Source organism: Wolbachia endosymbiont (group B) of Silvanus unidentatus (genome assembly GCF_964028615.1).
Lineage (GTDB): Bacteria > Pseudomonadota > Alphaproteobacteria > Rickettsiales > Anaplasmataceae > Wolbachia.
The window spans coordinates 967,897-992,630 of sequence record NZ_OZ034795.1 but is presented as its reverse complement, the minus strand read 5'-3'; the positions used below and the strand labels follow the sequence as shown (position 1 = coordinate 992,630).

The following is a 24,734-nucleotide window of genomic DNA, read 5'->3' as shown; positions in this document are numbered from 1 at the left end:
TAGGCTAGGCACTGACACTCATTACTTCTAACACCTTTTTACCAATCACAGCAGGGGTTTCTGCAATCGCAATCCCAGCACTGCGCATAACCTCTAACTTTGCACCAGCACTTCCACCGCTGGAAGAGATGATTGCTCCAGCGTGTCCCATACGTCTTCCTGGAGGTGCCGTTTGGCCTGCTACAAAACCAACGATTGGCTTTTTAGTTTTTTCTGTTTTCACAAAATGTGATACATCTTCTTCTTCGTTTCCACCTATTTCACCAATAACTACAATACCATGAGTATCGTCATCTTTTAAAAAGAGCTCCATACAGTCAACAAATGTCATACCATGAACTGGATCCCCCCCAATTCCGATACACGTGGATTGACCAAGACCAACAGCAGTTGTTTGTGCTACCGCTTCATAAGTTAAAGTTCCAGAGCGAGACATAATTCCTATATGTCCACGTTTGTGAATATGTCCTGGCATAATTCCTATTTTGCATTCTTCAGGTGTAATAACCCCTGGACAGTTTGGGCCAATCAATCGACTGTTTGAACCAGCGAGAGCATGCTTTACCTTTACCATGTCAAGTATAGGAATGCCCTCTGTAATACAAATTATCAATTCTATTTTTGCATCTATTGCTTCAAGTATTGCAGCAGCAGCAAATTTAGCAGGTACATATATAACTGTAGCATTTGCACAGGTTTTTTCTTTGGCTTCTGCTACAGTATTAAAAACCGGTAAATTAAGGTGAGTGCTACCACCCTTTCCAGGAGTTACACCTCCCACCATTTTCGTTCCGTAATCAATTGCTTGCTCTGAATGAAATGTGCCTTGTGCACCAGTAAAACCCTGGCATATTAATCTTGTATCTTTGTTTACTAAAACGGACATGCTTTATTTTACCTCTTTTACTATCTTTTGCGCAGCATCACCCAGTTCATCTGCAGCAATAATATTTAATCCTGACTCTTCTAAGATTTTTTTTCCTTCTTCAAAATTAGTACCTGATAATCTAACCACTAGAGGAACTTTAATGCTCATTTCTTTTGCAGCCGCAACAATTCCACTTGCGATAATATCGCAACGCATTATACCACCAAATATGTTAACCAGAATTCCTTTTACGTTGCTATCAGACAATATGATTTTAAATGCTTCAGTTACAGTTTCTTTACTCGCTCCACCACCAACATCCAAAAAGTTAGCAGGCTCTGCTCCATAGTACTTTATTATATCCATTGTTGCCATAGCAAGACCTGCACCGTTCACCATGCAACCAATATTGCCATCCATTTTGATGTAACTAAGTCCATGTTTTGAAGCTTCTATCTCTTCTTTAACTTCTTCATCATAATCACGAAGCTGCACGATTTCTGGATGACGATATAAAGCGTTGTCATCAAAATTAATTTTAGCATCAAGTGCAACAAAATCCCCAGAATTTGTTTCAACTAGTGGGTTAATTTCTATTTGGCTTGCATCAGTTGTAATAAACGCATCATATATATTTTTTGCAATATTTGTTATTCTTTCTATTTGTTCTGAATTCAAATTAAAATTATTGGCAAGTTTACTGTTATCAAGATTTGTAAAACCAGTAGCAGGGTCAATATCAAATTTCACAATTTTTGTAGGAGAATTTTTTGCTACCTCTTCAATATCCATACCACCTTCTGAGGAAAATATAAATACTAACCTACTGAGCTTTGGATCAACTACTAGACTCAAATAGTACTCTTTTTTAATGCTTGAACCTTCCTCAATGTATACTCTTCTTACCTGCTGTCCACTAGGCCCTGTTTGATGAGTAACTAAAGTTATGCCGAGCATGTTCTTTACAAACTGTTGAGCTTCTTCAACTGACTTTGCTAGCTTTACACCACCAGCCTTACCCCTACCACCTGCATGAATCTGAGCTTTAACCACAAACACGTCAGATTTTAGTTGATTTATTTGAGTTTCTACTCCTTCTGCAGATGTAGCAACAAAACCCTTTGGTACCGGGACATTAAACTTGTGTAAAATTTCCTTTGCTTGATATTCATGAATATTCATAAGATAACTAATTATTAACCTTAGTAAAAACTACCAACCATAACGCTGTCTTCTGCATTCTTGCTGATACCTCTTTTTCCTTGCTTCAGCTTTTTTTTTAGCTGTTTTCTCTGATTTCTTTTCGTGATATTTTTTTTTCATTTTGAGCCCTCTTCCTTCCTTTTGAATTATTTTTCTCAACACTGGAAGAGCTCTATCTACATCACCATAATGGACTGATACTTCAATCAAACTCTATACCTCCTTCGGTAATCACTTCAAAATCCATTTATAAATTAGAAAATTAACATTGTCAATTATTTTATAAACTTGAGCGATAGAATATGATATGCAGTGATTTATATGAAAAAAGCTTCATTCTGCTGTCAATCATTTACTTGCTGATAAAAATTGCTCTTAGGTTACAGTGCTCTTGTAATTTTTCTAATCTCGGGGCGGAGAGATTTGAACTCCCGACCCTTTGGTCCCAAACCAAATGCGCTACCAGGCTGCGCTACGCCCCGACTTCTTTACTAAGAGTATCGATAGTTCGGAAAAATGCAAGTTTCATTTATTTCTTTTAGGAAAAATATAATGCAGATTTCTTTATATAGAGTGTCAAGTTGCACTAGCCATATTAAAAAATCTAGCTATACCAATTGGTGAAGGTTAATGCAGCAACTACAGCAGTATCAACTCTCAAAATTCTTTTTCCTAGACTCAGTTTCTGACAAAATTTATTGGCAGAATCAAGTTCGCAAGATGAAAAACCACCTTCGGGGCCAACAATAATAGCAACGTTTTTCTTGCCTTTTAGAACTTTATTAGGAGGTTGTCCTTCACCTGTTTCATCACACAAAACAAAATTTTTATTCTGGGAATCGGATAATTCACAAAAATTAATAGGAAGAAAAATCTGTGGTATACTTGTCCTACCGGATTGTTCCGCAGCTTCAATTGCCTGTAATTTCGCTCTACTTAGGTTAATGTTTTTTACTACTGTACGTTCTGTTGAAATAAATTGAATGCAGGTTACTCCCATTTCAGTTGCTTGTCTTACTATGTTGCTTAAGGCGCCGCTTTTTACCAGAGCACAATACAAATATAGATTTTTTTCATGTTGTTGTTGTTTAGTGCGTTCTTTTATTATAATTTTTGTCGATTTACTTGATATATTCACTACTTCTCCTAACCATTCTCCATCCTTTCCATTAAAAAGATAGATGTTATCATGCTTCTTAAGCCGCATTACATTGTAAATATAGTGACTTTGTCGTGGATGAAGCGCCAAACTTACATTTTGTGATAAAGCTTCTTCAACATAAAGCCTAATTTTTTTCATTCAAAACTTTAGTTATTTGCATTCTGTTTGAGTGACTCTTACGGGATTTGAACCCGTGTTACCACCGTGAAAGGGTGGTGTCCTAACCACTAGACGAAAGAGTCGACTTGAATCTAACTGAGTTATATCGATTATACATATAAAGTCAATTCAATTATTTTGAATCACACAGTTAGAGTAGTGATTTTATATCGACAGCCTCCTATTACCCCATGTTCAATGCTTACTGAACCTATCTCAGATTTAGGAGCTTTAGATCCTAATTCTAATTTTTGTTCAACTTTTGTATCTGAATCATAGCCAGAATCGTATCCAGAATCTCTACGCTCAAAATTTTGCCTTATTTCTTTTACGTTAAAGCCAGCCTTGGTCTTGATTTGCTGACTCGCTGGCTTATTAGCACTTTGCTCATTTAGTTTTACTTGCAAATTATTCACTTTATCCTTCACTAATCCATGATAAGTCCCAGAATTATCTTTTATATGTTTTGCTTGTCTTTCTGATCTCTTTTTCGATAAATCTACTTTAGCATAAATAGGCTCTGGTTGCTCTTTATGATTTAAGCTAGGGGCTTTTTTTGCTCTGAGAAATCATCTACATCTTCATAAATAGGTTCTCCTGATATACTAGAATAACCACTATCTTTCAATGATAAATTTTCAGTAGATCTTTTATGCAAATCATATACTTCAGCATAAATGGATTCTTCCGATACGCTCAACTCTTCTAATGAGTTACTAACCTTAGCGTCATATACCTCATCATAAATGGGCTCTTTTAAAAGTAAAATATCATCATGCTCAAAAATCCTAGGAGGTTTTTTAGGTGAGTTGGCCTTAAATTTTATCTCTACTTCCTCTTTAAGCTTGTCACAACTTTCCGTTTGTTTCAAAATCTCCAATATTTCTTTTCTTTCTTTTTTTATTAGCTCACCAAGCACTAAACAACATTTTTCTTTATGATCTTTGAGACTGTCCTTATCTCCGTACTGCATAGCTTATGATGCTATTTTGTATTGAAGGATTACATTTCCTATACTATTATTTATCTCATTAATATTTGCTCCAGCACTAATAAGTAACGTCATTACATTATAATCAAGATTTGTTACTGCATACTCTAAAGGTCGATTTAAAGTTTGATCATTATTCAAGTCAAATGACCCCTTGTTCCTAAAAGGATTAATTCTAGAAAAGAGTTTTTCAAAGCTGTTTACTATATTATGAAGACTTAAAGCTAGCCTCACGCCTCTTATATTGCTATTTCTAGCGGATTTAATTAAAAAACTATCTACTTATACCCATGATTGTACCCCTCTATACAAAAGCTCACCATATGTGGTACAATCTTAAACTATAACGATTTATTTTATATTAATAATCGCTTTTCACACCCACTTAACAAGAGGAGGCATCGACATCATAATTGCATCGGGGTTACCATTAGTCATTAAACCAAACCTTGTACCACGATCATAAAGAAGATTGAACTCCACATATCTGCCACGTTTTATCAATTGTTCTTCTCTTTGTTCTTTTGTCCAAGATTTTTGCATATGTTTGTGTATGATGTGTAAGTAAATTTCTAAAAAGGCTTCACCTACTGCTTTTGTGAACTCAAAATCGTTTTTCCAGTTGCCAGAAGTTAGATTGTCATAAAAAATTCCACCAATACCACGTGGCTCTTTTCTATGTTGTAAAAAAAAGTAATCATCACATTGCTTTTTAAATTTCGGATAATATTCGATGTTGAACTCATCGCAAGTTGCTTTAATTGATTCGTGAATATACTTGCAATCTCCCTCATCCTTATAAATTGGAGTAAAGTCCATTCCTCCACCAAACCATTGTTTTGAGGTATATATCAATCTTGTGTTCATATGTGCTGCAGGGATAAGGGGAGATTGCATGTGAGACACTAAAGATATACCGCTTGCCCAAAACTCTCCATTGCTTTCACTTGCACCAGGAATTTCATTAATGGCTGAGTCTTCGAGCTTTCCGTATACTCTTGAAACGTTTACTCCAACTTTTTCAAAAATATTACCAAAGATAATTGTAGATTCACCACTTCCTCCACCTGGTCGGTTCCACTTTCTTTTTTCGATTTTTGGTTGTGTGAATGACTGTACCTCAATTGATAAGAAAGATTCGGTGATCTTGTTTCTCAGTGCGCAGAACCATTCAAATGCTTGTGTGTTTTGTTTTTCCATAATGCCTTCTGTTGGCTTATTAATATTATTGTACTCTATATTTACAGGACTTAATTAGATTGGGATAGTAACTACTCATCAAGGATGTTAATAAATCTATAATAATTAAATCAATATAGTAGAATATTTTTATATGTGCAAGGATGCCAAGCAATAATAATGAGTAAAAGATACATAGATAACAAAAAAGAGAACAGAGTTGACTTCATACTAAGAAATTATGGGATGTCAATTATTGTGATGGCAGTTATTATGTTCTTACCTCCAATAGCAATATCAGTACTCTATTTTTCTAATGTATATAGTCAGCATGTTAATATAGAGATTAATTTATTAATTAGCATTCTAATGACTCTCTTTGTGGTATATAATATAAAACGTTACAAGTATCTACTTAATATCATAGAGTTTCAAAATGCAATATTTGCAAATGCGCTGAATCATAATACAGAGTTTTGTCTCATTTTACATAAAGATGAGGGTATTATTTATGCTGATGCGAGGTTCTACGAAAGGTTCAAAGATCACATAAACGATGATGTTACGCTAGATAAAATTCTTGAAGCAGGAGATGTGTCAGAAAAAGACAGAAAATCACTCTATCATGCGTTAAGAAATAACACTTCTGTAAAAGTATGCATTTCCTTAAGCAAGAAGAGTAGAATATCTAACTTTCTTTTGCTCTCTGAACCAATACCGGATAATCCACAAATTGCTATAAATAGTAATAAGACTTTAAATTTATCATTAGCCCCAATAGCAAGACCGAATGGGTATTTTGTACTGAAGGCAACACAGGTAAACAAAGAGCAGGTATATGAAGAGTTGATAGAGAAACACAATATAGCAACTTACGTTGCAAATACAAAAGGAGGTATCTTATCTGTAAATAAAAGATTTTTAGACATGTTTGAACTAAAAAAATTGGAAAAAGGTAGCTCAATCAATGATTTTATATCTCAATCTAAGTATGACGATACAATAACCAAAAATGAAATTATGTTTTTTACTATAAGCGGTGCTCCATTTAAGGCTTATATGAGTACTGCTATATTTTGTGATAAATACAATCATAGCTATATACACGGCTTTATAACACCAACTGAATCAAATATTGTTGATTATCAACTACACCCTTGTTTTACAAATTCGTCAATTGCTATTGCACAATGCGATATAAATGGCAATTTTATAAAGAAAAATATAGCATTAGTAAAACTTGCGGGGTCAAGTAATGATTCTATCTTTGCATTGATATCAGATGGTTATCATATGAAAGTGCGTGAATATTTTTCAAGTAATAGGATAAATAATGCGTCCTTTGATGTGCAGCTCAATGGCGGTAATAACATGAAAATATATTTTAATAAGTTTCTTCATAATAAAGTGATGTTCATACTTTGTTATTTTATTGATAATACTGAACGTAAAAAACTAGAGATAAAACTTGAGCATTATCAAAAGGTGCAAGCTATAGGGCAATTAGCAGGTGGTATTGCACATGATTTCAATAATATATTAACCGGAATAATAGGATTTTGTGATTTGCTTTTACTCCAGCACTCAGCTAGCGATCCATCTTTTGGAGATATAATACAGATACAGCAAAATGCAAAACGTGGGTCAAATTTAGTAAGACAACTGCTTGCTTTTTCAAGAAGACAGACTTTGCAGCCAAAGATTATTAATGTAAATGGTACGATAGCTAATCTTTATGAAATGATCAAAAGATTAATAGGTGAAAATATAAAATTTAATATTTATTATGGTAGCGATTTGGGTGCTGTTAGGGCTGACCAAGGACAATTAGAGCAAGTTATGCTTAACTTAGCAGTTAATGCTGGTGCTGCTATGGAAAAGGGGGGAGAGTTAACTATACGAACCTTTAATCAAAAGGTTGATTCATTAAATTCTACACCTCAGGATATGTTTTCTCCAGATAAGGAAACGATTGAACATGGGAATTATGTTGTGATTGAAGTGATTGATACTGGATGTGGAATGACGAGTGATATAATTGAAAAGGCATTTGATCCATTTTTTTCTACCAAAGATATTACTTCTGGTACAGGTCTTGGCCTCTCTACTGTATATGGCATTATTAAACAAACCGAAGGATACATCTATGTTGCTAGCAAAGTGAATCATGGAACTAAATTTAGCATATTTTTGCCCATAGTTTACATATCGGATGAAAATGATAAAGAGGAAGATAGTAAAGAAATAGAGAAACCGGTAGAGATTAAAGGTAATGGTATAATTTTATTAATTGAAGATGAAGATTCAGTAAGGGAATTTACTGCTAAGGCTCTTACAAGAAAAGGATTTAATGTAATAGAAGCGAGTATAGGCAGCGAGGCACTAGAGATCATTAGAAAAAAAAATCAACACATAGATCTAATAATCACTGATGTAATCATGCCAGAGGTGAGTGGTCCAGAAATAGTTAAAGAAACATTGATACATAGGCCAAACATCAAAGTTATTTTTATTTCTGGGTATACAGAGGATGCTTTTTTAAAGAGCGATGAAATCAATATAGAAGACTTCCATTTTTTACCAAAACCATTTACTCTGAATGAGTTAGGAAATAAGGTTCAAAGTGTGTTACACAAGACAAAAAAAGGCAGTTTACTTTGAGCATGATTGGCAACAAAAAAAATTTTCTAATGCAAAAATTTCTTGCATATATACAATAGAGTTATTTTATACATAAGATAAAAGGCGTGAGCAAGATCATTGCAATAGTAAATCAAAAGGGTGGAGTTGGTAAAACTACAACTAGTATAAATTTATCAACAGCCTTTGCTGCTGTGGGAAAAAGTACTTTACTGGTAGATCTTGACCCTCAAGGAAATGCTAGTACAGGACTTGGGATTTCTTATCGTAGCAGGGAAGAAAAAAATATATATAAAATACTGCTGAGCAGCGAAAGTGAATTGGTGGAATCGGCAATTTTCAATATAAAGGAAATTCCAAATCTATCGCTGATTTCATCAGTGGTTGACTTATCAGCTGCAGAAATTGAGCTATCACAACTTGAGCAGGGAAAATTCGTACTAAAAGATACGCTAGAGAAAGTACGTAATAATTATGAGTACATAATTATCGATTGTCCTCCATCACTTGGTCTGCTTACTATCAATGCTCTGACCGCTGCTGACTCGATTATTGTTCCTCTTCAGTGTGAATTTTTCGCTCTGGAAGGATTGAGCCATTTAGTTAAGACTGTAGAGCTGATAAAAAGAAATAACCTAAACCCTTTCCTGTTAATAGAAGGAATATTGCTCACAATGTATGACAGACGCAACAAACTTAGTGAGCAGATTAAAAATGATATTTGCCAATATTTAAATGATAAAGTATATAAAACTATTATCCCCTTGTATGAGACCATTATTCCACGTAATGTACGGTTATCAGAAGCGCCTTCTCATGGAAAACCTGCTATTGTATATGATCTTAAGTGTCCTGGTGCACAAGCATATATAAGTTTGGCAAAAGAAATTTTAAAGAAACACATGAGCATCTGTAAAGAGAAAAAGCTGATAAGTGAGGGTGCAGCGTGAAGGACAATAGGCGCTTAGGTAGAGGTCTTGCTGGCCTCATAGGCGATAATTATGGTAATAAAGAAGATCGGTTACCTATTTCATTACTACACCCGAGCAAATTTCAGCCGAGAAAATATTTTGATGAGGAGTCATTAAAAGAACTTGCAGGTTCGATAGAGAAAAATGGTATAATACAACCTGTTGTGGTGCGCAAAGATCCAAGTAATGAAGGTTATGAAATAGTAGCAGGGGAACGTCGTTGGCGAGCAAGTAAGGTCATAAATCTTGATAGTGTGCCGGTTATCATAAAAGATTTAAATGACAAGGAATGCTTAGAAGTATCGATAATTGAAAACATACAGAGGCAAGATATTAATCCAATAGAAGAAGGTGAGGCGTACAGAAAACTAATAGATGAATTCTCCTATACACACGAAGAATTAGCCTTAACTTTAGGTAAAAGCCGCAGTCATATAACCAATATGATACGAATGCTGTCACTCCCTAATGGAGTAAAAACAATGATCAACGAGAAAAAATTGTCTATGGGTCATGCAAGAGCATTGATTAATGTTGAAAATGCGGAAAGTATTGCAGAAAGAATAGTTTCTCAGGGCCTGAGCGTTAGGCGAACTGAAAAATTGATAAAAGACTTACAACAAAATAACGACCGAAAAGAGCATAAGTTTACTAAAAATCAAGATATGGCAGTATTAGAAGGAGCTATATCTTCTCAGCTTGGTTTAAAGGTCAAAATTAATGACAGTAATTCTAAGGGTAAAGTCATGATACGTTATAACAACTCAAATGAATTGGATTTTATATTGAAAATTTTGAATAGAAGACTTGAATCAGCTATTAATGTCGAAAGTAGCCCATAGAAATTTCTTGACAAACCTTCCCACTTTCCTTGCAATGGAAGTGAAATGGTGGAGTTTGTCAAGTAAGTTATTTCGTTTCTACCTTCAATAAAAATTTGCACGCAATAGCACAGAAGCATACGTTGCTATTCCCTCATTTCTTCCAATAGAACCTAATTTTTCCGCTGTGGTTGCTTTGATATTTACGAATTCACCATTAATTTCTAATATTTTTGATATGAATTCCTTCATTCCTGCTTTGTAAGGCGATATTTTAGGCTCTTCACAAACTATAGTAATATCTAAATTAGACACGCTATATCCTTTTTCCTGTGCTTTTTTAGCAGCAAAATCAAGAAAATGAGATGAATTGCAATCCTTCCATTTAGAGGAATTAGGAGGAAAATGTTCTCCTATATCGCCACATCCTAGTGCTCCGAGTATTGCATCAACGATTGCATGTATTGCAACATCACCATCGGAATGTGCCTCTATTGCCATATTATGCTCAATTTCCACACCGCAAATTTTTATAAAGCTCTTAGCATCATTTTGAATTTTAACAAATTTATGTATATCATAACCGGTTCCGACACGGAATTTTGGCTCTCCAAAGAGAAGTTTTGCCATATTGATATCCTCTTTTGTAGTTAACTTAAAATTCTTTTTCTCACCTTCAATAATCGCAACATGTTTTTTATGCTCTACCATTAGTGATGAATCATCAGTAAATTCTTTGACTGATTGATGGCACGATAATAATTCTCTGAAATTAAAAATTTGAGGAGTTTGCATGGCTCTAAGTTTTTCTCTTGAAATCGTAGATTCAATGAAATTATTACTCACCAACGATATAGTATCCTCGACTTCTATTGCTGGAACTACTCCTGTATATTGACCATTAATCATAGATTCAATCAAGTTGTTTATTAGAATATTTGATACAAAAGGCCTACAAGCGTCATGTATAATAACAAAATCTGGATTGATCTTTTGCAAACTCTCCAGTCCAAGTTTAACTGAACTCTGCCTGCTTTTTCCTCCACATACTGGACTCAGCAATTTAGTATCTATAGTTGATGACGTAACTTCTTTATAGAAATCTTTTTGACTTTCATTCACTACCACTCTTATGTAACTTATGTACTGATTAGCTAAGAATTTCCTAATTGTGTGAAATAAAACAGACTTACCTGCCAATTTTATATACTGTTTAGGGATTTTGGCATTGCATCTACTGCCTACTCCTGCTGCAACTATTAATGCTGCTATCTTGTATTCCTCAAGTCTGTTAGTGTACATGCTTACCATTTTCGGTGTTAATACAAGTTATCTAGCATTTTAAAAAAGTTGATCCAATTCTCAAAAAAGAATATTCTTTTACTAGGTGTAATATATGCTAGAGGAAAATAATACACGTTGCTAAGTATAATAAAGAAAATGAGATACATCTTATATTTTTTCATGGAATAGGTGATAATTATAAGAATGCGGCCAGGTATATACAAGATAGATCTACATATCTCCATAGGTCTAATTTTCACACTCATGCACATAAATACCCAATTGCATTTCAAAACTATATAACTTACGCAATAGCTAGTTTCTTGTTTTTAGGAACATCAATACTATTACCAACTTTAATATTACTTACTAATCCAATGACATCTAGTACAGCAAGTTTAGCCATCTTAGCAGCTTTAACTTGTACCTTTTTATCTGTACCACCACTCATGATTCCATTTATAAATAAGAATCAAAGCTTATCTAAGTCTTCAATAGAAAAAATCAATGAATTAATGGAGAAGGGTGTGAAATCGGAAAATATAATACTTTTCGGCCATTCTTTTGGGGGAGCAGTTGCATCAGAAGTATTAAAATATTTTACAGACAAAAATATTAAACTTGGAGGCGTTATTTTTACTAGCACTTTCAGCTCTTTTCATAATGCAATAAAGCATTTTCCAATTCCTCAAGCAAAAATTTTAAGTGTACTGCCCTCATGCTTATTGAAAAAGATGCTTAAGGTCCTAAATTTAGATTTTGATATAGTAAGCAATATACAAAAGCTACAAAATGATAATATACCAATAGTAGTCATTAATCATGAAAGAGACACCTTAATACCATATCCTGCACAATTGGCAAAGGCAGTAGATGATCTATTGTTAAATAGAAATTCGATTAAGATCGTTAATCTGAGAGGCTTTACAGATAACCCGCATAACGGAGTTTTATCTAGTTGGCAATTGAGTGAAAATTTGGCTGATCTCATGCCTAATAAAATAATGAATAGGTAGTACTTACAAAAAACTTTATATTTTTCGGTAAATTAACTATTCTAAACACATGCAAAAACGTCATATAACTATTTGTTGTGTACTGCTTTTCATAATAGGGGCATTATTTTTGATGCGTCCTATGATTGTTCCGTGTCTAATATCTGTTTTTGTTGCACATCTATTTAACCCGCTAGTAACCAAGTTTGAAAAATATAGAATACCGCGTTCATGTTCTGTAGTTTTTATAACACTTGCCTTATTGATAGCTTTTATATTAGTTATTACATTTGTTTTACCTATTATATATTTTCAAATTACTTTAATATTAAATTTCTTAGTAAATAAGATACCTTCATTAAAGCTTAAAGTGATTCCTTCTGTGCTAGAATTTCTTAATATAAAAACTGAAGATAGTTTATTTGATCATTTGTCTAAAAATCTAGTAGAAAATTACAGTGATTATATATCTTATTTTATAAATGCTCTTAGCATGGGCAGTAATCTTATAATTCAAGTGCTAAATTCAAGCTTTAATTTGATTTACATGGTATCATTAATAGCTATTACGCTTGTGGTGTTTTTTTATGTATTACGTGATTGGCCTGCAATTGTAGAAAAGGCTAATAAACTAATTCCCATTCTTTACAGAGAAAAAGCTGCAGGTTATTTTTCCAAAGTAGATTTCATTATATCTAATTACCTAAGGGGACAGTTAAACGTATGTATAATCATGATGATCTTTTACTCCGTGGGCCTTAGCATAATTGGGCTGAAGCATTCTGTAGCTATTGGAATTTTATCAGGAATATTAACATTTATACCCTATATAGGGCCATTATTATACACTATTATCGGATTTTTGAGCGCCATTACTCAATTTAGTGGATGGTTTGAAAGTGCTGCTGTCTTGCTATTATTTAGTGTTGGTCAATTAATAGATTCAAGCATATTAGTGCCTTTATTAATAGGAAAAAAAGTTCATATACATCCAACTATCATTATTTTAGGAGTTGTCATATGCACCTCATATTTTGGATTTATAGGTATATTATTTTTTATTCCAATAATAGCAATGTTCAGTGTATTAGTAGAATATGTAGTCAATAAATATTTTGAAAGTGAGCTTTATAAAAATGGCTAATTAGTTCACGATAAAAAAAGGATCTCTGATACATTTGAGAGATGGTGCGACCTGAAAGTCTTCGGTCATATTGTTTAAAAGGAGAGGAATTCATTCAGAAAGAAACTGAAAGGATTCTAAAACTTATTAAACCAGATGTTTTGCCGTCTGAGTCTACGCATCAGTGCGAATCGGGCAACCGGTTGGTGCCAAGCGATGCGGACAATGAACCTCCTCTTGAAAAAGAAGATGCTCAATCGTGAGAGGGGCATAAACTGCAAGCATCATGTGGTTGGAGGGCTAGGCTAGTGGTATGGTGAACGTAAGTGAAGCTTTATAAGTACCGATACGATGAAAGAGCTAAAGATGCTGATAAGCTCTGACCAAAAGGTAATGTGGATAAGTTACATTTTTCATTTCTAGATGTACGCAAATAATAACTCCACCGGTATAGAGAAGCCACCTAACCCACTGTTGTATGACTGGAGAAACAGGGTAAGCCTGTATTTTCGCCTACATGGCAAGCAAACCGCAAGGAATGCTGATGGAAGTGCAGGTAAAGGAGAATGGAGAAAGCGAATGCCATTTTGTAACGAAATGGATAGAATTTGTAACATTAATTCGCGTGAAAACGAGCAGACTTCCATTTGGTCCCTCGTGACAAGAAACTTTGTTAACCACTTAAGGTAGGAAAGCAGATGATTACAAGTAAACCTGTAAGTGCATCTACCGAAAGCTTTGAAGCATGGAAGCAATTGCCATGGAAGAAATGCCAGAAAGTTATTGTGAGGCTACAAAGACGTATTGTTAAGGCTGTCCAAGAAGGAAGATGGGGTAAGGTAAAAGCTTTACAACATCTTCTCACACGCTCTTTTAGCGGAAAAGCTTTGGCTGTTAAGAGAGTAACTGAAAACCAAGGAAAAACCACAGCAGGTGTAGATCGTCAACTATGGTCAACTTGCAATGCTAAATTTCAAGGAATAAAGCTGTTAAAACAAAGAGGATATAAACCTTCTCCGCTCAAACGAATTTATATCAGTAAATCTAATGGCAAAAGAAGGCCTCTCGGTATACCCACGATAAAAGATAGAGCGATGCAAGCATTATATCTGTTTGCTCTGGAACCGATAGCTGAAACGATCAGTGATCGTCACTCCTATGGCTTTAGACCTAAAAGATCCTGCGCGGATGCTATTGCTGCTTGTCACTTATTACTGGCAAGACGCAATCGACCACAATGGATACTAGAAGGTGATATCAAAGGGTGCTTTGACAACATTAACCATGAATGGCTTATGAAGCATATTCCTATGGAAAAGAAAATTCTTCATAGATGGTTAAAAGCTGGTTTCCTAGAATCGAAAACTCTGTATCCCACAACTGCTGGCACTCCGCAAGGAAGTATAATTTCTCCAATACTAGCTAACTTTACCTTAGATGGTCTTGAACAGTTATTAGAAAGTCGCTTTGGTAAATTAGGTAGCAAAAGAAGAGGAAAAATCAGAAGTGGAGTGAATGTAATCAGGTACGCAGACGACTGTGCGCCGTAGAAACACGGAAAGTGTTGAAGCTGTGCAGTAGATGAGGGAGGGCCCCTCGGAGCCGGTTTGCAAGAGCAGGCTTCAAACAGCCATAAGCTGCTTTGGTAAAGAGCTAAGGTAGTGAGCGTTATGGAAAAGGCACAATTATGTGTCATGTATGAAATAGAGAGACGAACGCAAGTGAACCACTGATGAAGTGTCGAAAGCGTAGAGACGACGTCAAAACCAGGGGGTAGTCGTTAACCTGGGATGAATCTACTGGGAGCTTGTTTACTGGGTAGGTGGCGTCCGGCATAAAAGTGGCGTGAATCTATTTTAGGCTATTGCATGGAACTACGGGAACCTGTCGTTTCGATGAAAAGGGAGAAGTCCAAAGAGCTGATCTCTGAGGATGAGAGTACCGATGCGAAAAACAGGGGCGGATTAGCTCGTAGTAGCGAAGAAGTTTCTGTAATGGAAATGGAGTGAAGGGGCTAAGTTATTTAGTTTTAATTATTTATCAACCGAAAGGGAGGAGTTAATGAATAAAACAAAGTCTTTTGATATACCGAAGCAACTTATTTGGAGAGCTTATAAACAAGTATCGAAAAATAAAGGTGCAGCAGGTGTAGATGAGGTCTCGATAACAAAGTTTGAAGAAAATCTAAAGGATAATCTATACAAATTATGGAATCGGATGTCATCCGGAAGTTATTTTCCAGAGCCGGTAAAAGCTGTTGCGATACCAAAAGATACAGGAGGGCAAAGAATTTTATGTGTGCCTTCAGTATTCGACAGAATAGCGCAAACAGCAGCTACAATGTATCTTGAGCCGTTAGTAGAACCGAAATTTCACGAAGATTCATATGGTTATAGACCAAATAAGTCTGCGCTGGATGCGGTATACACAGCACGGAAGAGATGTTGGAAAAATGATTGGACGGTAGATCTTGATATATCTGGATTTTTCGACAATCTGGACCACGATTTAGCACTGCAGGCTATCAAGAAACACACAGACTGCAAATGGGTCATACTGTATGTTGAGAGGTGGATGAAAGCCCCCATTCAGCAAGCAGATGGCAGTAGGGTAACAAGGGATAAAGGAGTTCCGCAAGGAGGTTCAATAAGCCCAATCATTTCAAGCATATTTATGCACCATGCGTTTGATATGTGGATGAAACAAAATTATCCAACAGTACCATTTGAAAGATATGTAGATGATGCGATAGTGCACTGCAGAACTAAAAGACAGGCAGGATTTATGAAAGTAATGATTGAAGAAAGATTGGCTAAGTGTAAATTGAAGTTACATCCTGAAAAGACACAGATTGTGTACAGTAAGGATGATGATAGAAAAGAACAATTTCCTAAACAAAGCTTTGATTTTCTAGGTTATACTTTTAGACCTAGAGTAGCAAAGAATAAGATGAGGAATTATTTCATCTCATTTCTACCTGCAATTAGTAACAAAGCCAAGAAGAAGATCAAGAAAACCATAAAGTCATGGAGAATACATCGGATTACATGGACCACACTAGAGGAAATATCGAAGAAGATAGATCCAATAGTCAGAGGCTGGTTTCAGTACTATGGCAGGTTTTATAAATCAGAGATGTATCCATCTCTTAGAAATATAGAGAGATACCTCATAAGATGGGTCAGGACAAAATATAAGAAACTTCGTGATCACGGAAGACTAGCAAAGCAATTTCTAGGAAAAGTGAGAAAGAGGTCTCCAAGTATTTTCTATCATTGGACACTTGGGTTAGGATCAAAAGGCTAAATAATGGGAGCTGTATAAGCCGAGAGGTTTCCGTGCAGTTCTGCGAGAGACTGGTGGGGAAGCTCCGCCGGTCTACTCTCCTTATTATTTCAGGTTTCACACATGAAGTACTGGAAAAGGAAGTTAAGCCTTTAGTATCATCTTTTCTTCATGAGCGAGGTTTAATTCTGTCAGAAGAGAAGACAAAGATTACATCTATTACAACAGGGTTTGACTTTCTTGGTTGTAATGTACGTAGATATAATAAGAAGTTAATTATTAAACCTTCGAAAGAAAGTATTAAAAGACTTCTTAATAAAGCACGTACATTGATAAAAGCAAATATAGCGAACACTCAGGCTATAGTAATTAAGTCACTCAACTCTCTACTGAGAGGATGGGGAAATTACTATCACCATGTGTGTGCTAAAAAAGCGTTTAGAAAGATCGACAATGAAATTTGGCATAGTTTATGGAAATGGGCAAAGAAAAGACATCCTCGTAAAGGATTACGTTGGATAAAGAATCGTTACTTCAAAGTAATGGGTCAACGCCAATGGGTTTTTGCTGCACCCATATGCAAGAACAAACCAAAAGAGATACGGTATTTAAGACTGCTTAAGCTGATTGATATACCTATCAGACGACATGTTAAAATCAGAGCGGATGCAAATCCCCTTGACTTAAAATGGAAAAAGTATTTTGATGAGAGAGTGAAACGAACAAGAATGTTAGCAAGCTCCTTTTCAAGAGAAGGTTCTCTACTGTTGGTGTCACCATTAAGAATGATGTTTCCTGAGGAATCATGAAGGACAAGCCGGTTCTAGAAAAGAAGAACTTAGATAAGGGGCTCAAGCGTAGTGTGGGGAAACCTGCATGCTGCGTTTCTAAGGGAGGGGGTAGTAGTAATACTGCTTCCTTACCTGACCAAGTAAATTTTTATGCAAAAATTATTATCAAAAAGTAGTAATGTAAGAGGCTTTACGTGCAATTAAATTTATTTAACAATAATCAAGTTGATTATTGTTGGCAAAATTATATCACCTTAGATGAAAATAAGCACGTATATAACTCAATAGTTAATGATTTATCTTGGAAATGCCTGATTCTTTTTGGACCTAACAGCTCTGGGAAAACTCACCTTGCTCATATCTGGCAATCAAAAAACGATGCTATTTTCATTGATGTAAATAATTTTGTAAGCGAAATGAGGTACAGCGATGCGTTTATTTTAGAAGATGTACAAAACATTAAAGATGAGGAAATGTTGTTACATTGTTATAATTACATGAAAGAAAATGATAAGAGACTGCTAATTACTTCTTCGATTTTACCGAAAAAGCTTAACTTCAAACTAAAAGATTTAAGCTCGCGAATATTATCAACTATCAGCGTAAAAATTTTACCTGCAAGCGAAGAATTATTAAGAATTATGCTAATAAAACAATTTTCAGATAAACAGTTAAAAATTGATCTAAAGGTAATTGATTATATTCTAGCAAGAATAGAACGTTCTTTCCACAGCATTAATAAAGTTATAGAAAAAATAGATAATGAATCTATAGGATCAAATGTAACCATTCCTTTTATTAACACTTTATTAAAAAAAAGTGCAAATTGATTCCTTTTTTTGTAAGGTATTTATTACATATATTAAAAATTTATTAATACCCATACAATAATGAAGTTGAAATCACTATTTCTTTATGTTAAAATTATAATAAATACTATGATATAATAAGAATAAACAGACATAGCTAAGGGAAATTTTATACGATAGTAAAACTTACTTTACAGGATGTTTTTTATAGACTCAATGTGATAATTGAAATATGGTAAAAATAAGATCAAATTTAAAAAAAAGGTTAAAACAAAGGTTTGTAGTACTTACTTTATTGATAAATGCTTTGTTTATCTCATATTTTCTTATAAAAAACACAAAAAATACTTTCAATCAAATTATAGTCAAAGAAATAAATATAGGAGCTGATAATGAAAAATAAACAACCACAAAATAAAAAAGAGAATCTTTACATCACGTATTACATAGATGCTTTGGTTTCTGAAAAATCCTCTACACAAAATACTTTGGAAAGTTATCGTTCAGATTTACACCAACTTGAAAAATTTTTATTAGAAGGAGGCACTACCTTAGTTGGTGCAAGTAAAGCTAATATTAAAGATTATGTAAACTTTTTACGTACACAAAAGAAATATAAAACTAGTTCTATATCAAGAAAAATATCTGCTATCAAAAATTTCTATAAGTGCCTATTTAATGATGGAATAATAGATTTTAATCCAGCACCGGCTAATGATAATGAATTAAGAAATCCAAAGGTTTCCCGTCCTTTGCCTAAGTATTTAAGTGTTCAAGAAATATTTTTGCTCATGGAAACAGTAAAAAAATCAGCAAGCGGATCGAATAAAGAGATAAGCAGTAAAAGGCTATGTGCAATTTTAGATATTCTTTACTCTTCCGGGATGCGTGTTTCTGAACTAATTAATATGAAGTTATGTGAAGTATTACATTTAGTAAACGGTAATGGTAAAGAAGGCTATATAATAATAAAGGGAAAAAGTAGCAGAGAAAGGCAAATCCTTTTTAATGAGCAAGCATTGCAAAGTCTTAAAAATTATTTATCAATTCGTGACAATCTGCTTCCTAACAACAAAAAATCTGATTGGCTATTCCCAGGTGATAAACCTAATAAACCCATTACAAGGCAAAGAGTTGGTCAATTAATAAAGGAATTAGCAAGAAAGTGCGATATTGATGAAAATAAAATCTCTCCACATGTGATTAGGCATTCTCTTGCTACCCATCTACTGAATAGCGGAGCAAATATTGTGCTGATACAAAAAATTCTTGGCCATACTAATCTTTCTACAACACAAATATATACTCATATTGCTAATGAAAAGTTAAAGGACAAATTAGCTGATTCTCATCCTATTACTCAGATGATCAATAATTAAACTTATTGCTTTTAGTTTTGTAGTAAAGTTAAATTCAAATAAGTTTACGTGTGTTTGTGATTGCAAGTTTATTGTTTAATTTACTCCTTATATTATGGGAAGTATTCTATACTTTAATTACTCTCCCTGTAATTTTCTTTCCTGAGTGTGTAATAACCATTTTCCTTGTTTGCTCGGTGAGAGTTGTATTATTCATGTTGCGTTTATTATGTGGCATTAAATATGAAGTGAGGGGAATGGAAAACATTCCTAAGCAACCTTTTATAATTGCATCTAAACACCAATCTCCATTTGAAACATTTATTTTTATACTACTCTTTAGAAAAGCAGTTTTTATTTTAAAACGTGAATTGAAATGGATTCCATTCATTGGTTTACATCTTATAGCGCTGAAAATGATTTTTATTAACCGTTCAGATGGTATCAGTTCTATACGCCATATAATTAAACTAGCAAAAATGCATATAAAAGAAAATAGAAGCATAATAATATTTCCTGAAGGCACAAGAACGACTATAAACCAAAATATAAAATATCAATCGGGTATTGCTGCTTTATATAGCGTATTATCTGTTCCTGTGTTACCGATTGCTTTAAACACTGGTTTGTTTTGGCCAAAAAGCATACTTTCTCTGAGAAAGAATCCCGGAAAGGCGGTAATAGAAATATTACCTCCCATATATCCTGGGTTAAACAAAAATGAATTCTTGCAAAGTTTAGAAAAAATCATTGAAGAAAGAAGTAGTAGATTAATTGCAGAAAAAACTGATATTGCAAATTAACAAAAAAACTTTATAATTAAAAGAAAAGTACAGGTATTAATATATGGCAAATCATAAGAGTGCTAAAAAAATGATGAAGGTAATAGCAAAGCGTACTTTAGTAAATAAGATGCGAAAAAGCAAAACTCGTACTGCTATTAGAAGATTAGTTGATATAATCAAGTCTGGTGACAAAGAGAATGTTGTCTTGGCATTTCGGAATGCTGAATCCAATTTACACAAATGTGTAAATAAAGGTGTCATTCATAGGAATACTGCTGCACGTAAAATAAGTCGCTTAAATGCAAAAGTAAAAGCATTGATGACCGCTTAATACGGTTAATGTAAAGTTAACTGTATTAATATATACTTTTCAGTTTGTATATTCTGTATAAAATTAAGTAGCTCAAGTGATGGATAAAAAAGCATTATTGGAACTAAGTAATGGGTCAAAAATTGATCTGCCCGTATTAAGTGGAACAGTAGGTCCTGACGTGTTAAATATTAAGGATTTATATAAGACGACAGGATTATTCACTTATGATCCGGGGTTTGTTTCCACAGCTTCATGCTCTTCCACAATTACATTCATTGATGGAGATGAAGGAGTTCTTAAGTATAGGGGACATGATATAGCTGATTTGGCAGAGAATAATAGTTTTACTGCTGTGATTTATTTATTGCTCTATGGTGAACTACCCAGTTCAGAGCAACACAAAAAATTTCTTCTCAAAATACAAGAATCATCCAAAGTATCAGAGCAAGTTACAAATGTAATCAAAGCATTTCCAAAAACTGCTCACCCTATGTCGATTTTAGTTGCATGTTTTGCAAATTTGTCAGCATCTTACCATGAAACACATGGCAACAATGTCAATGGTGAAGATTTAGATTTTGGAATTTCTGCAATAGCACAAGTTCCTGCAATTGTTGCAATGATTTATAGACATATCAACAATCAGGAATTCACAAATGCTAATAATAAATTAAGTTATAGTGAGAATTTCTTAAATATGATATTTGGCAGTGCTGTTAATAATACCCTTTTTGTAAAAGCTCTGGATAAAATATTTACTCTCCATGCTGATCATGAACAGAATGCTTCTACAGCAGCTGTCAGATTGGTAGGGTCAGCTGGTTCTAATCTATTTGCAAGCCTGTCTGCAGGAGTTGCTACACTTTGGGGTCCAGCACACGGTGGAGCTAATGAGGCAGTTATAAATATGCTAAAAGAGATAGAGCAAAGTGGAGATGTAGATAGATTCATTGAGAAAGCTAAAGATGATAAAGATCCATTTAAGCTAATGGGATTTGGACATCGTGTTTATAAAAACTATGATCCGCGCGCGCTTATATTAAAGGATGCTTGTCATGAGATTTTAAGCAAACTAGAGCAAAACAATGAATTACTTGAAATTGCAAAAAAACTTGAAGAAATAGCTTTAAAGGATGAGTATTTTATTACACGTAAGTTGTATCCAAATGTTGATTTTTATTCAGGTATAATAATGAATGCTATCGGTATCCCTTCAAGTATGTTTACACCCATTTTTGCACTTGCAAGAACCACTGGTTGGGTTGCCCAGTGGTATGAAATGGTAAACGATAAAGAAACCAAGATTTGTAGGCCAAGGCAGCTCTACCTTGGCAAATAACCTTTCATTCACAATTCATCTTTGAATAGCCTAATTTCCTTTAGCTATAAAATACAGCAAGATGATTTTTTACTAGTTGATGTCTGCTTTTTTGCAGAACATTGGTCAGGCTGTGATATAGAAGGTTGGTTAAATGTTGTTTTGGGCTTATTAAAAGAAGATCGTGCTGAAGATCGTGCTGAAGAAGGGCCAAAGCCACTATCTTTAGCCGAAGCATCATCCCCACCTTTACCTTCACCATAGTAGTCAGGCCTAAGGAATTTGCTTGTGTTTCCATTATGTGATTTACCTATAACTGAATTCTTAGGTGAACCAGCAAAACCACTATCTGCACTTGGTCCATCCGTCCCTACTTTTTCTTCAGAAGGGGCAAGAGTTTGTGGTTTCATAGCTGGCACACGCGCAGGATCAATGGACAGTTTATAATCCTTATTGATTACAGAGCTCTCCATGATCTTATCCATCACACAGTAAGCAATGTCTGGGTTACGAAAGTCTATTGCATATATTTGTTCGGCACCATATGTTGGAAGACCTCTTTCTGCAATATCATCTTTTACATCACGCAATACTTTTGTACCACCAAACACCTTATTATTAATATGATCAACTTCTTTTTCATTTAAAAACTCTATGTAATTACCACAATCAATAACAGGAGCCAAAATTGAATACTCATCTTTACTTTCTTTGTGAGAAGTATGCCACATAGAATCAATTGGTAGGTGCGGTAGTGCCTTACAAATAAAATCAACAACTGCGAGCTTCAGAGTGTCATTCATTTCATCCTCGGTACTTGAAACTTCCAAATCACGACACTTCGAGGATGCTTTATGCTTTGCTATATCTTTAATGAGCTTAGGATTATCAAAAATGCTTTTCTTTAGATATACATAATTTCCTTTCTCTTCTAAAAAATCCTTAGTTTTTTTAGGACCATTTTCATAACCTGTTATCCTCGATGAGAGCAAATCTACAAAAGAACGTTGCAAATTTCTATCAACACACTCCGCACCATATAGATAAGATCCCTTATCAAAGACTTCATCAATTATATTATAATCTACATGATTTTCTATCTCCTCCTCTATATCATCTGATAGATCCTCACAACCTAGTTCCGATTTTTTGTCTTCTTTTTTTTGCTCTTTAATAAGATCTGTTGTAAATCGCGCAAGTTCATTAGCTAGCAAAAACTTTAGATTAGAAACCACCTCTTTTCTCATTGGCACCAAAAATTTATTACCTACAGTCGATTTTCCTTGATCAAAGTTAAAAGGAAAAAACTTTGTATAAAAATTATCATCAAGAATACTTTCATCCGGACAAAATCTTTGTATTATTTTTTCTTTCATACTGCTCAGGTACTTTATGCGTCGATCAAGAGTCATATTATCATCAAACGAGATAACAATATGATCATCCTTTACAGTAAAATTAGTAACAACAGCATTACTGAAACGAAGAATACTATTAAACGCTTTTACTAATTCTTGATTTATTTTACTTTTATTAGGCATAACTCCACCTCTCTAATTAATTAACATAATTACTTGCCACCCATACTGCTGCTCTGACCACTCTTACTACTACTGGATTGATTTTGTTTCATTCGCTCTTGTTCACGCTTAATCCTATCGCTGAAATTATCTATTCTCTTTGGATCTAAATCTTTTTTATAAATCCTTGTTCTCCCTGAATCAGGTACTTTTTTATTTGGATCATTATTACCATCCATATTAGCCTCCGAATTAAATTATTATGTAATGAGTATATTAAGAATCAATTATCAGCACAAGCAGTTTTTTAACATAAATTTTATTCACCATTTTTATACTCCTGGATTCCAGACTGGGATGACAAGAGAGAGCTACTTGTCCGCCATGTCATTCCAGCACTTGATGCTGGAATCTAGAAGAAAAATGGATCCTAAACTGGAATGACAACTTTTTTAAACTAAGTTTTCTGGATCCCAGTGTCAGCTACTTGGATGACAACGGAGGGGCCACTTGCATGACAGCCTTTTAAAATTGGTTGACACCTTTTTGGTACACAACCTTTGGTGCATTATGCACTCAAGACAATGTCATTCCAGCACTTCCTCTCTTGTCATTCAAGTAGCCTCTTTGGTATCAAAGAATAGCCTCTTTGGTGTCATCAAGTAGCTCCTTTAATGTCATTCCAGTGCTTGACACTGGAATCTAGTAAATTTATTTATTATATATGAAAAGTTATTATATTTATATACTTGCAAGTGAACGCAATGGAACCCTATATACAGGTATAACATCAAATTTGACTAAACGAATTTGGGAACACAAAAGCAAAGCCATCTCTGGTTTCACGTCAAAGTACAATGTTTGTAAACTAGTCTATTTTGAAGAATTTCAAGAGATAAACTTAGCAATTAGTAGAGAAAAACTCCTAAAAAGCTGGCAGAGAAAATGGAAAATAAACTTAATTGAAAAAACAAATCAAGAATGGAAAGATTTATATGATGAAATTGTGTCTGGATGACAGTGTCTGAGTACACAACTGTACGAACATTGTAATATGGCGCATCGTTGGCACTGGCTTCCATTCAAGACGGTGTCATTCCAGTCTGGAATCTAGAAGAGAAAATGGATCCTAAACTGAAATAACAACTCTTTTAAACTA

Annotated in this window: 27 protein-coding genes and 2 tRNA genes; 15 read left to right on the top strand and 14 right to left on the bottom strand. The window is 34.3% G+C overall.

Going from position 1 to position 24,734, the window contains the following annotated elements; all coding sequences use genetic code 11:
* Positions 1–4: 4 nt before the first annotated feature.
* From sucD to hemF, 10 genes are all read right to left on the bottom strand, one after another.
* Entirely contained in the window at positions 5–886 is an 882-nt protein-coding gene (gene sucD, locus ABWU65_RS04630; protein ID WP_007302348.1) for a succinate--CoA ligase subunit alpha, read from the bottom strand.
* Between the two features lie 3 nt (positions 887–889).
* A complete protein-coding gene (gene sucC, locus ABWU65_RS04625; protein ID WP_254229962.1) occupies positions 890–2,050 on the bottom strand; it encodes an ADP-forming succinate--CoA ligase subunit beta in 1,161 nt (386 codons plus the stop codon).
* 30 nt (positions 2,051–2,080) lie between these two features.
* Complete coding sequence (rpsU, locus tag ABWU65_RS04620) at positions 2,081–2,281, bottom strand: 30S ribosomal protein S21 (RefSeq protein ID WP_007302350.1); 201 nt, start codon at positions 2,279–2,281, stop codon at positions 2,081–2,083.
* A gap of 198 nt (positions 2,282–2,479) precedes the next feature.
* Positions 2,480–2,553: transfer RNA gene (locus ABWU65_RS04615), tRNA-Pro, on the bottom strand.
* Between the two features lie 122 nt (positions 2,554–2,675).
* Positions 2,676–3,371 carry a 16S rRNA (uracil(1498)-N(3))-methyltransferase gene (locus ABWU65_RS04610; RefSeq protein ID WP_007302351.1) on the bottom strand — a complete coding sequence of 232 codons (696 nt, stop codon included), beginning with the start codon at positions 3,369–3,371 and terminating at the stop codon, positions 2,676–2,678.
* A gap of 32 nt (positions 3,372–3,403) precedes the next feature.
* A tRNA-Glu gene (locus ABWU65_RS04605) sits at positions 3,404–3,475 on the bottom strand.
* A 60-nt stretch (positions 3,476–3,535) separates the two neighbouring features.
* Positions 3,536–3,808: a hypothetical protein gene (locus tag ABWU65_RS04600; RefSeq protein ID WP_353280374.1), complete on the bottom strand. Its 273-nt coding sequence runs from the start codon at positions 3,806–3,808 to the stop codon at positions 3,536–3,538.
* Between the two features lie 122 nt (positions 3,809–3,930).
* Entirely contained in the window at positions 3,931–4,365 is a 435-nt protein-coding gene (locus ABWU65_RS04595) for a hypothetical protein (RefSeq protein ID WP_353280372.1), read from the bottom strand.
* Positions 4,366–4,368: 3 nt separating this feature from the next.
* Positions 4,369–4,617 carry a hypothetical protein gene (locus ABWU65_RS04590; RefSeq protein ID WP_353280371.1) on the bottom strand — a complete coding sequence of 83 codons (249 nt, stop codon included), beginning with the start codon at positions 4,615–4,617 and terminating at the stop codon, positions 4,369–4,371.
* Positions 4,618–4,758: 141 nt separating this feature from the next.
* Entirely contained in the window at positions 4,759–5,583 is an 825-nt protein-coding gene (gene hemF, locus ABWU65_RS04585; RefSeq protein WP_353280369.1) for an oxygen-dependent coproporphyrinogen oxidase, read from the bottom strand.
* 159 nt (positions 5,584–5,742) lie between these two features.
* Between hemF and ABWU65_RS04580 the strand changes: the two genes are divergently transcribed.
* The 3 genes from ABWU65_RS04580 (at position 5,743) to ABWU65_RS04570 (ending at position 10,015) form a co-directional block, all read left to right on the top strand.
* Complete coding sequence (locus ABWU65_RS04580) at positions 5,743–8,223, top strand: response regulator (protein WP_007302355.1); 2,481 nt, start codon at positions 5,743–5,745, stop codon at positions 8,221–8,223.
* A gap of 86 nt (positions 8,224–8,309) precedes the next feature.
* Complete coding sequence (locus tag ABWU65_RS04575) at positions 8,310–9,152, top strand: ParA family protein (RefSeq protein WP_006014513.1); 843 nt, start codon at positions 8,310–8,312, stop codon at positions 9,150–9,152.
* Positions 9,149–10,015, top strand: a complete 867-nt coding sequence (locus ABWU65_RS04570; protein ID WP_007302356.1) for a ParB/RepB/Spo0J family partition protein — start codon at positions 9,149–9,151, stop codon at positions 10,013–10,015. Before ABWU65_RS04575 ends, ABWU65_RS04570 begins: the two co-directional genes overlap by 4 nt.
* Before the next feature lie 84 nt (positions 10,016–10,099).
* Here ABWU65_RS04570 and ispD read toward each other — a convergent pair whose 3' ends face one another.
* Together ispD and ABWU65_RS04560 are read right to left on the bottom strand one after the other, a co-directional pair.
* Complete coding sequence (ispD, locus tag ABWU65_RS04565) at positions 10,100–11,305, bottom strand: 2-C-methyl-D-erythritol 4-phosphate cytidylyltransferase (RefSeq protein WP_264376683.1); 1,206 nt, start codon at positions 11,303–11,305, stop codon at positions 10,100–10,102.
* 277 nt (positions 11,306–11,582) lie between these two features.
* On the bottom strand, positions 11,583–11,729 hold the full coding sequence (locus ABWU65_RS04560) for a hypothetical protein (protein ID WP_019236829.1): 147 nt from the start codon (positions 11,727–11,729) through the stop codon (positions 11,583–11,585).
* Between ABWU65_RS04560 and ABWU65_RS04555 the strand changes: the two genes are divergently transcribed.
* The 11 genes from ABWU65_RS04555 (at position 11,728) to ABWU65_RS04505 (ending at position 22,076) form a co-directional block, all read left to right on the top strand.
* Positions 11,728–12,294: an alpha/beta hydrolase gene (locus tag ABWU65_RS04555; protein WP_052264976.1), complete on the top strand. Its 567-nt coding sequence runs from the start codon at positions 11,728–11,730 to the stop codon at positions 12,292–12,294. The genes ABWU65_RS04560 and ABWU65_RS04555 overlap by 2 nt on opposite strands.
* A 49-nt stretch (positions 12,295–12,343) precedes the next feature.
* Positions 12,344–13,417, top strand: coding sequence for an AI-2E family transporter (locus ABWU65_RS04550; RefSeq protein WP_353280367.1), 1,074 nt, complete (start codon positions 12,344–12,346; stop codon positions 13,415–13,417).
* Between the two features lie 677 nt (positions 13,418–14,094).
* Positions 14,095–14,946: a reverse transcriptase domain-containing protein gene (locus ABWU65_RS04545; RefSeq protein WP_410541920.1), complete on the top strand. Its 852-nt coding sequence runs from the start codon at positions 14,095–14,097 to the stop codon at positions 14,944–14,946.
* A 511-nt stretch (positions 14,947–15,457) separates the two neighbouring features.
* Positions 15,458–16,702 carry a group II intron reverse transcriptase/maturase gene (ltrA, locus tag ABWU65_RS04540; RefSeq protein ID WP_007302363.1) on the top strand — a complete coding sequence of 415 codons (1,245 nt, stop codon included), beginning with the start codon at positions 15,458–15,460 and terminating at the stop codon, positions 16,700–16,702.
* A 53-nt stretch (positions 16,703–16,755) separates the two neighbouring features.
* On the top strand, positions 16,756–17,490 hold the full coding sequence (locus ABWU65_RS04535) for a group II intron maturase-specific domain-containing protein (RefSeq protein ID WP_265025203.1): 735 nt from the start codon (positions 16,756–16,758) through the stop codon (positions 17,488–17,490).
* Positions 17,487–17,648, top strand: coding sequence for a hypothetical protein (locus ABWU65_RS04530; protein ID WP_012481963.1), 162 nt, complete (start codon positions 17,487–17,489; stop codon positions 17,646–17,648). Before ABWU65_RS04535 ends, ABWU65_RS04530 begins: the two co-directional genes overlap by 4 nt.
* 18 nt (positions 17,649–17,666) lie before the next feature.
* Positions 17,667–18,302: a DnaA ATPase domain-containing protein gene (locus ABWU65_RS04525; RefSeq protein ID WP_007302365.1), complete on the top strand. Its 636-nt coding sequence runs from the start codon at positions 17,667–17,669 to the stop codon at positions 18,300–18,302.
* Positions 18,303–18,673: 371 nt separating this feature from the next.
* Complete coding sequence (locus tag ABWU65_RS04520; protein ID WP_007302367.1) at positions 18,674–19,660, top strand: site-specific tyrosine recombinase; 987 nt, start codon at positions 18,674–18,676, stop codon at positions 19,658–19,660.
* Positions 19,661–19,716: 56 nt separating this feature from the next.
* Positions 19,717–20,442, top strand: a complete 726-nt coding sequence (locus ABWU65_RS04515; RefSeq protein ID WP_012481964.1) for a lysophospholipid acyltransferase family protein — start codon at positions 19,717–19,719, stop codon at positions 20,440–20,442.
* A 43-nt stretch (positions 20,443–20,485) separates the two neighbouring features.
* Complete coding sequence (gene rpsT / locus ABWU65_RS04510; RefSeq protein ID WP_007302369.1) at positions 20,486–20,755, top strand: 30S ribosomal protein S20; 270 nt, start codon at positions 20,486–20,488, stop codon at positions 20,753–20,755.
* Positions 20,756–20,834: 79 nt separating this feature from the next.
* Positions 20,835–22,076: a citrate synthase gene (locus ABWU65_RS04505; RefSeq protein WP_007302370.1), complete on the top strand. Its 1,242-nt coding sequence runs from the start codon at positions 20,835–20,837 to the stop codon at positions 22,074–22,076.
* A gap of 44 nt (positions 22,077–22,120) precedes the next feature.
* Here the strand turns inward: ABWU65_RS04505 and ABWU65_RS04500 are convergent, their stop codons facing one another.
* Entirely contained in the window at positions 22,121–23,596 is a 1,476-nt protein-coding gene (locus ABWU65_RS04500; protein WP_353280366.1) for a hypothetical protein, read from the bottom strand.
* A gap of 29 nt (positions 23,597–23,625) precedes the next feature.
* Entirely contained in the window at positions 23,626–23,814 is a 189-nt protein-coding gene (locus tag ABWU65_RS04495; RefSeq protein WP_264336132.1) for a hypothetical protein, read from the bottom strand.
* A 485-nt stretch (positions 23,815–24,299) separates the two neighbouring features.
* Between ABWU65_RS04495 and ABWU65_RS04490 the strand changes: the two genes are divergently transcribed.
* Entirely contained in the window at positions 24,300–24,593 is a 294-nt protein-coding gene (locus tag ABWU65_RS04490; protein ID WP_139686762.1) for a GIY-YIG nuclease family protein, read from the top strand.
* Positions 24,594–24,734: the final 141 nt, after the last annotated feature.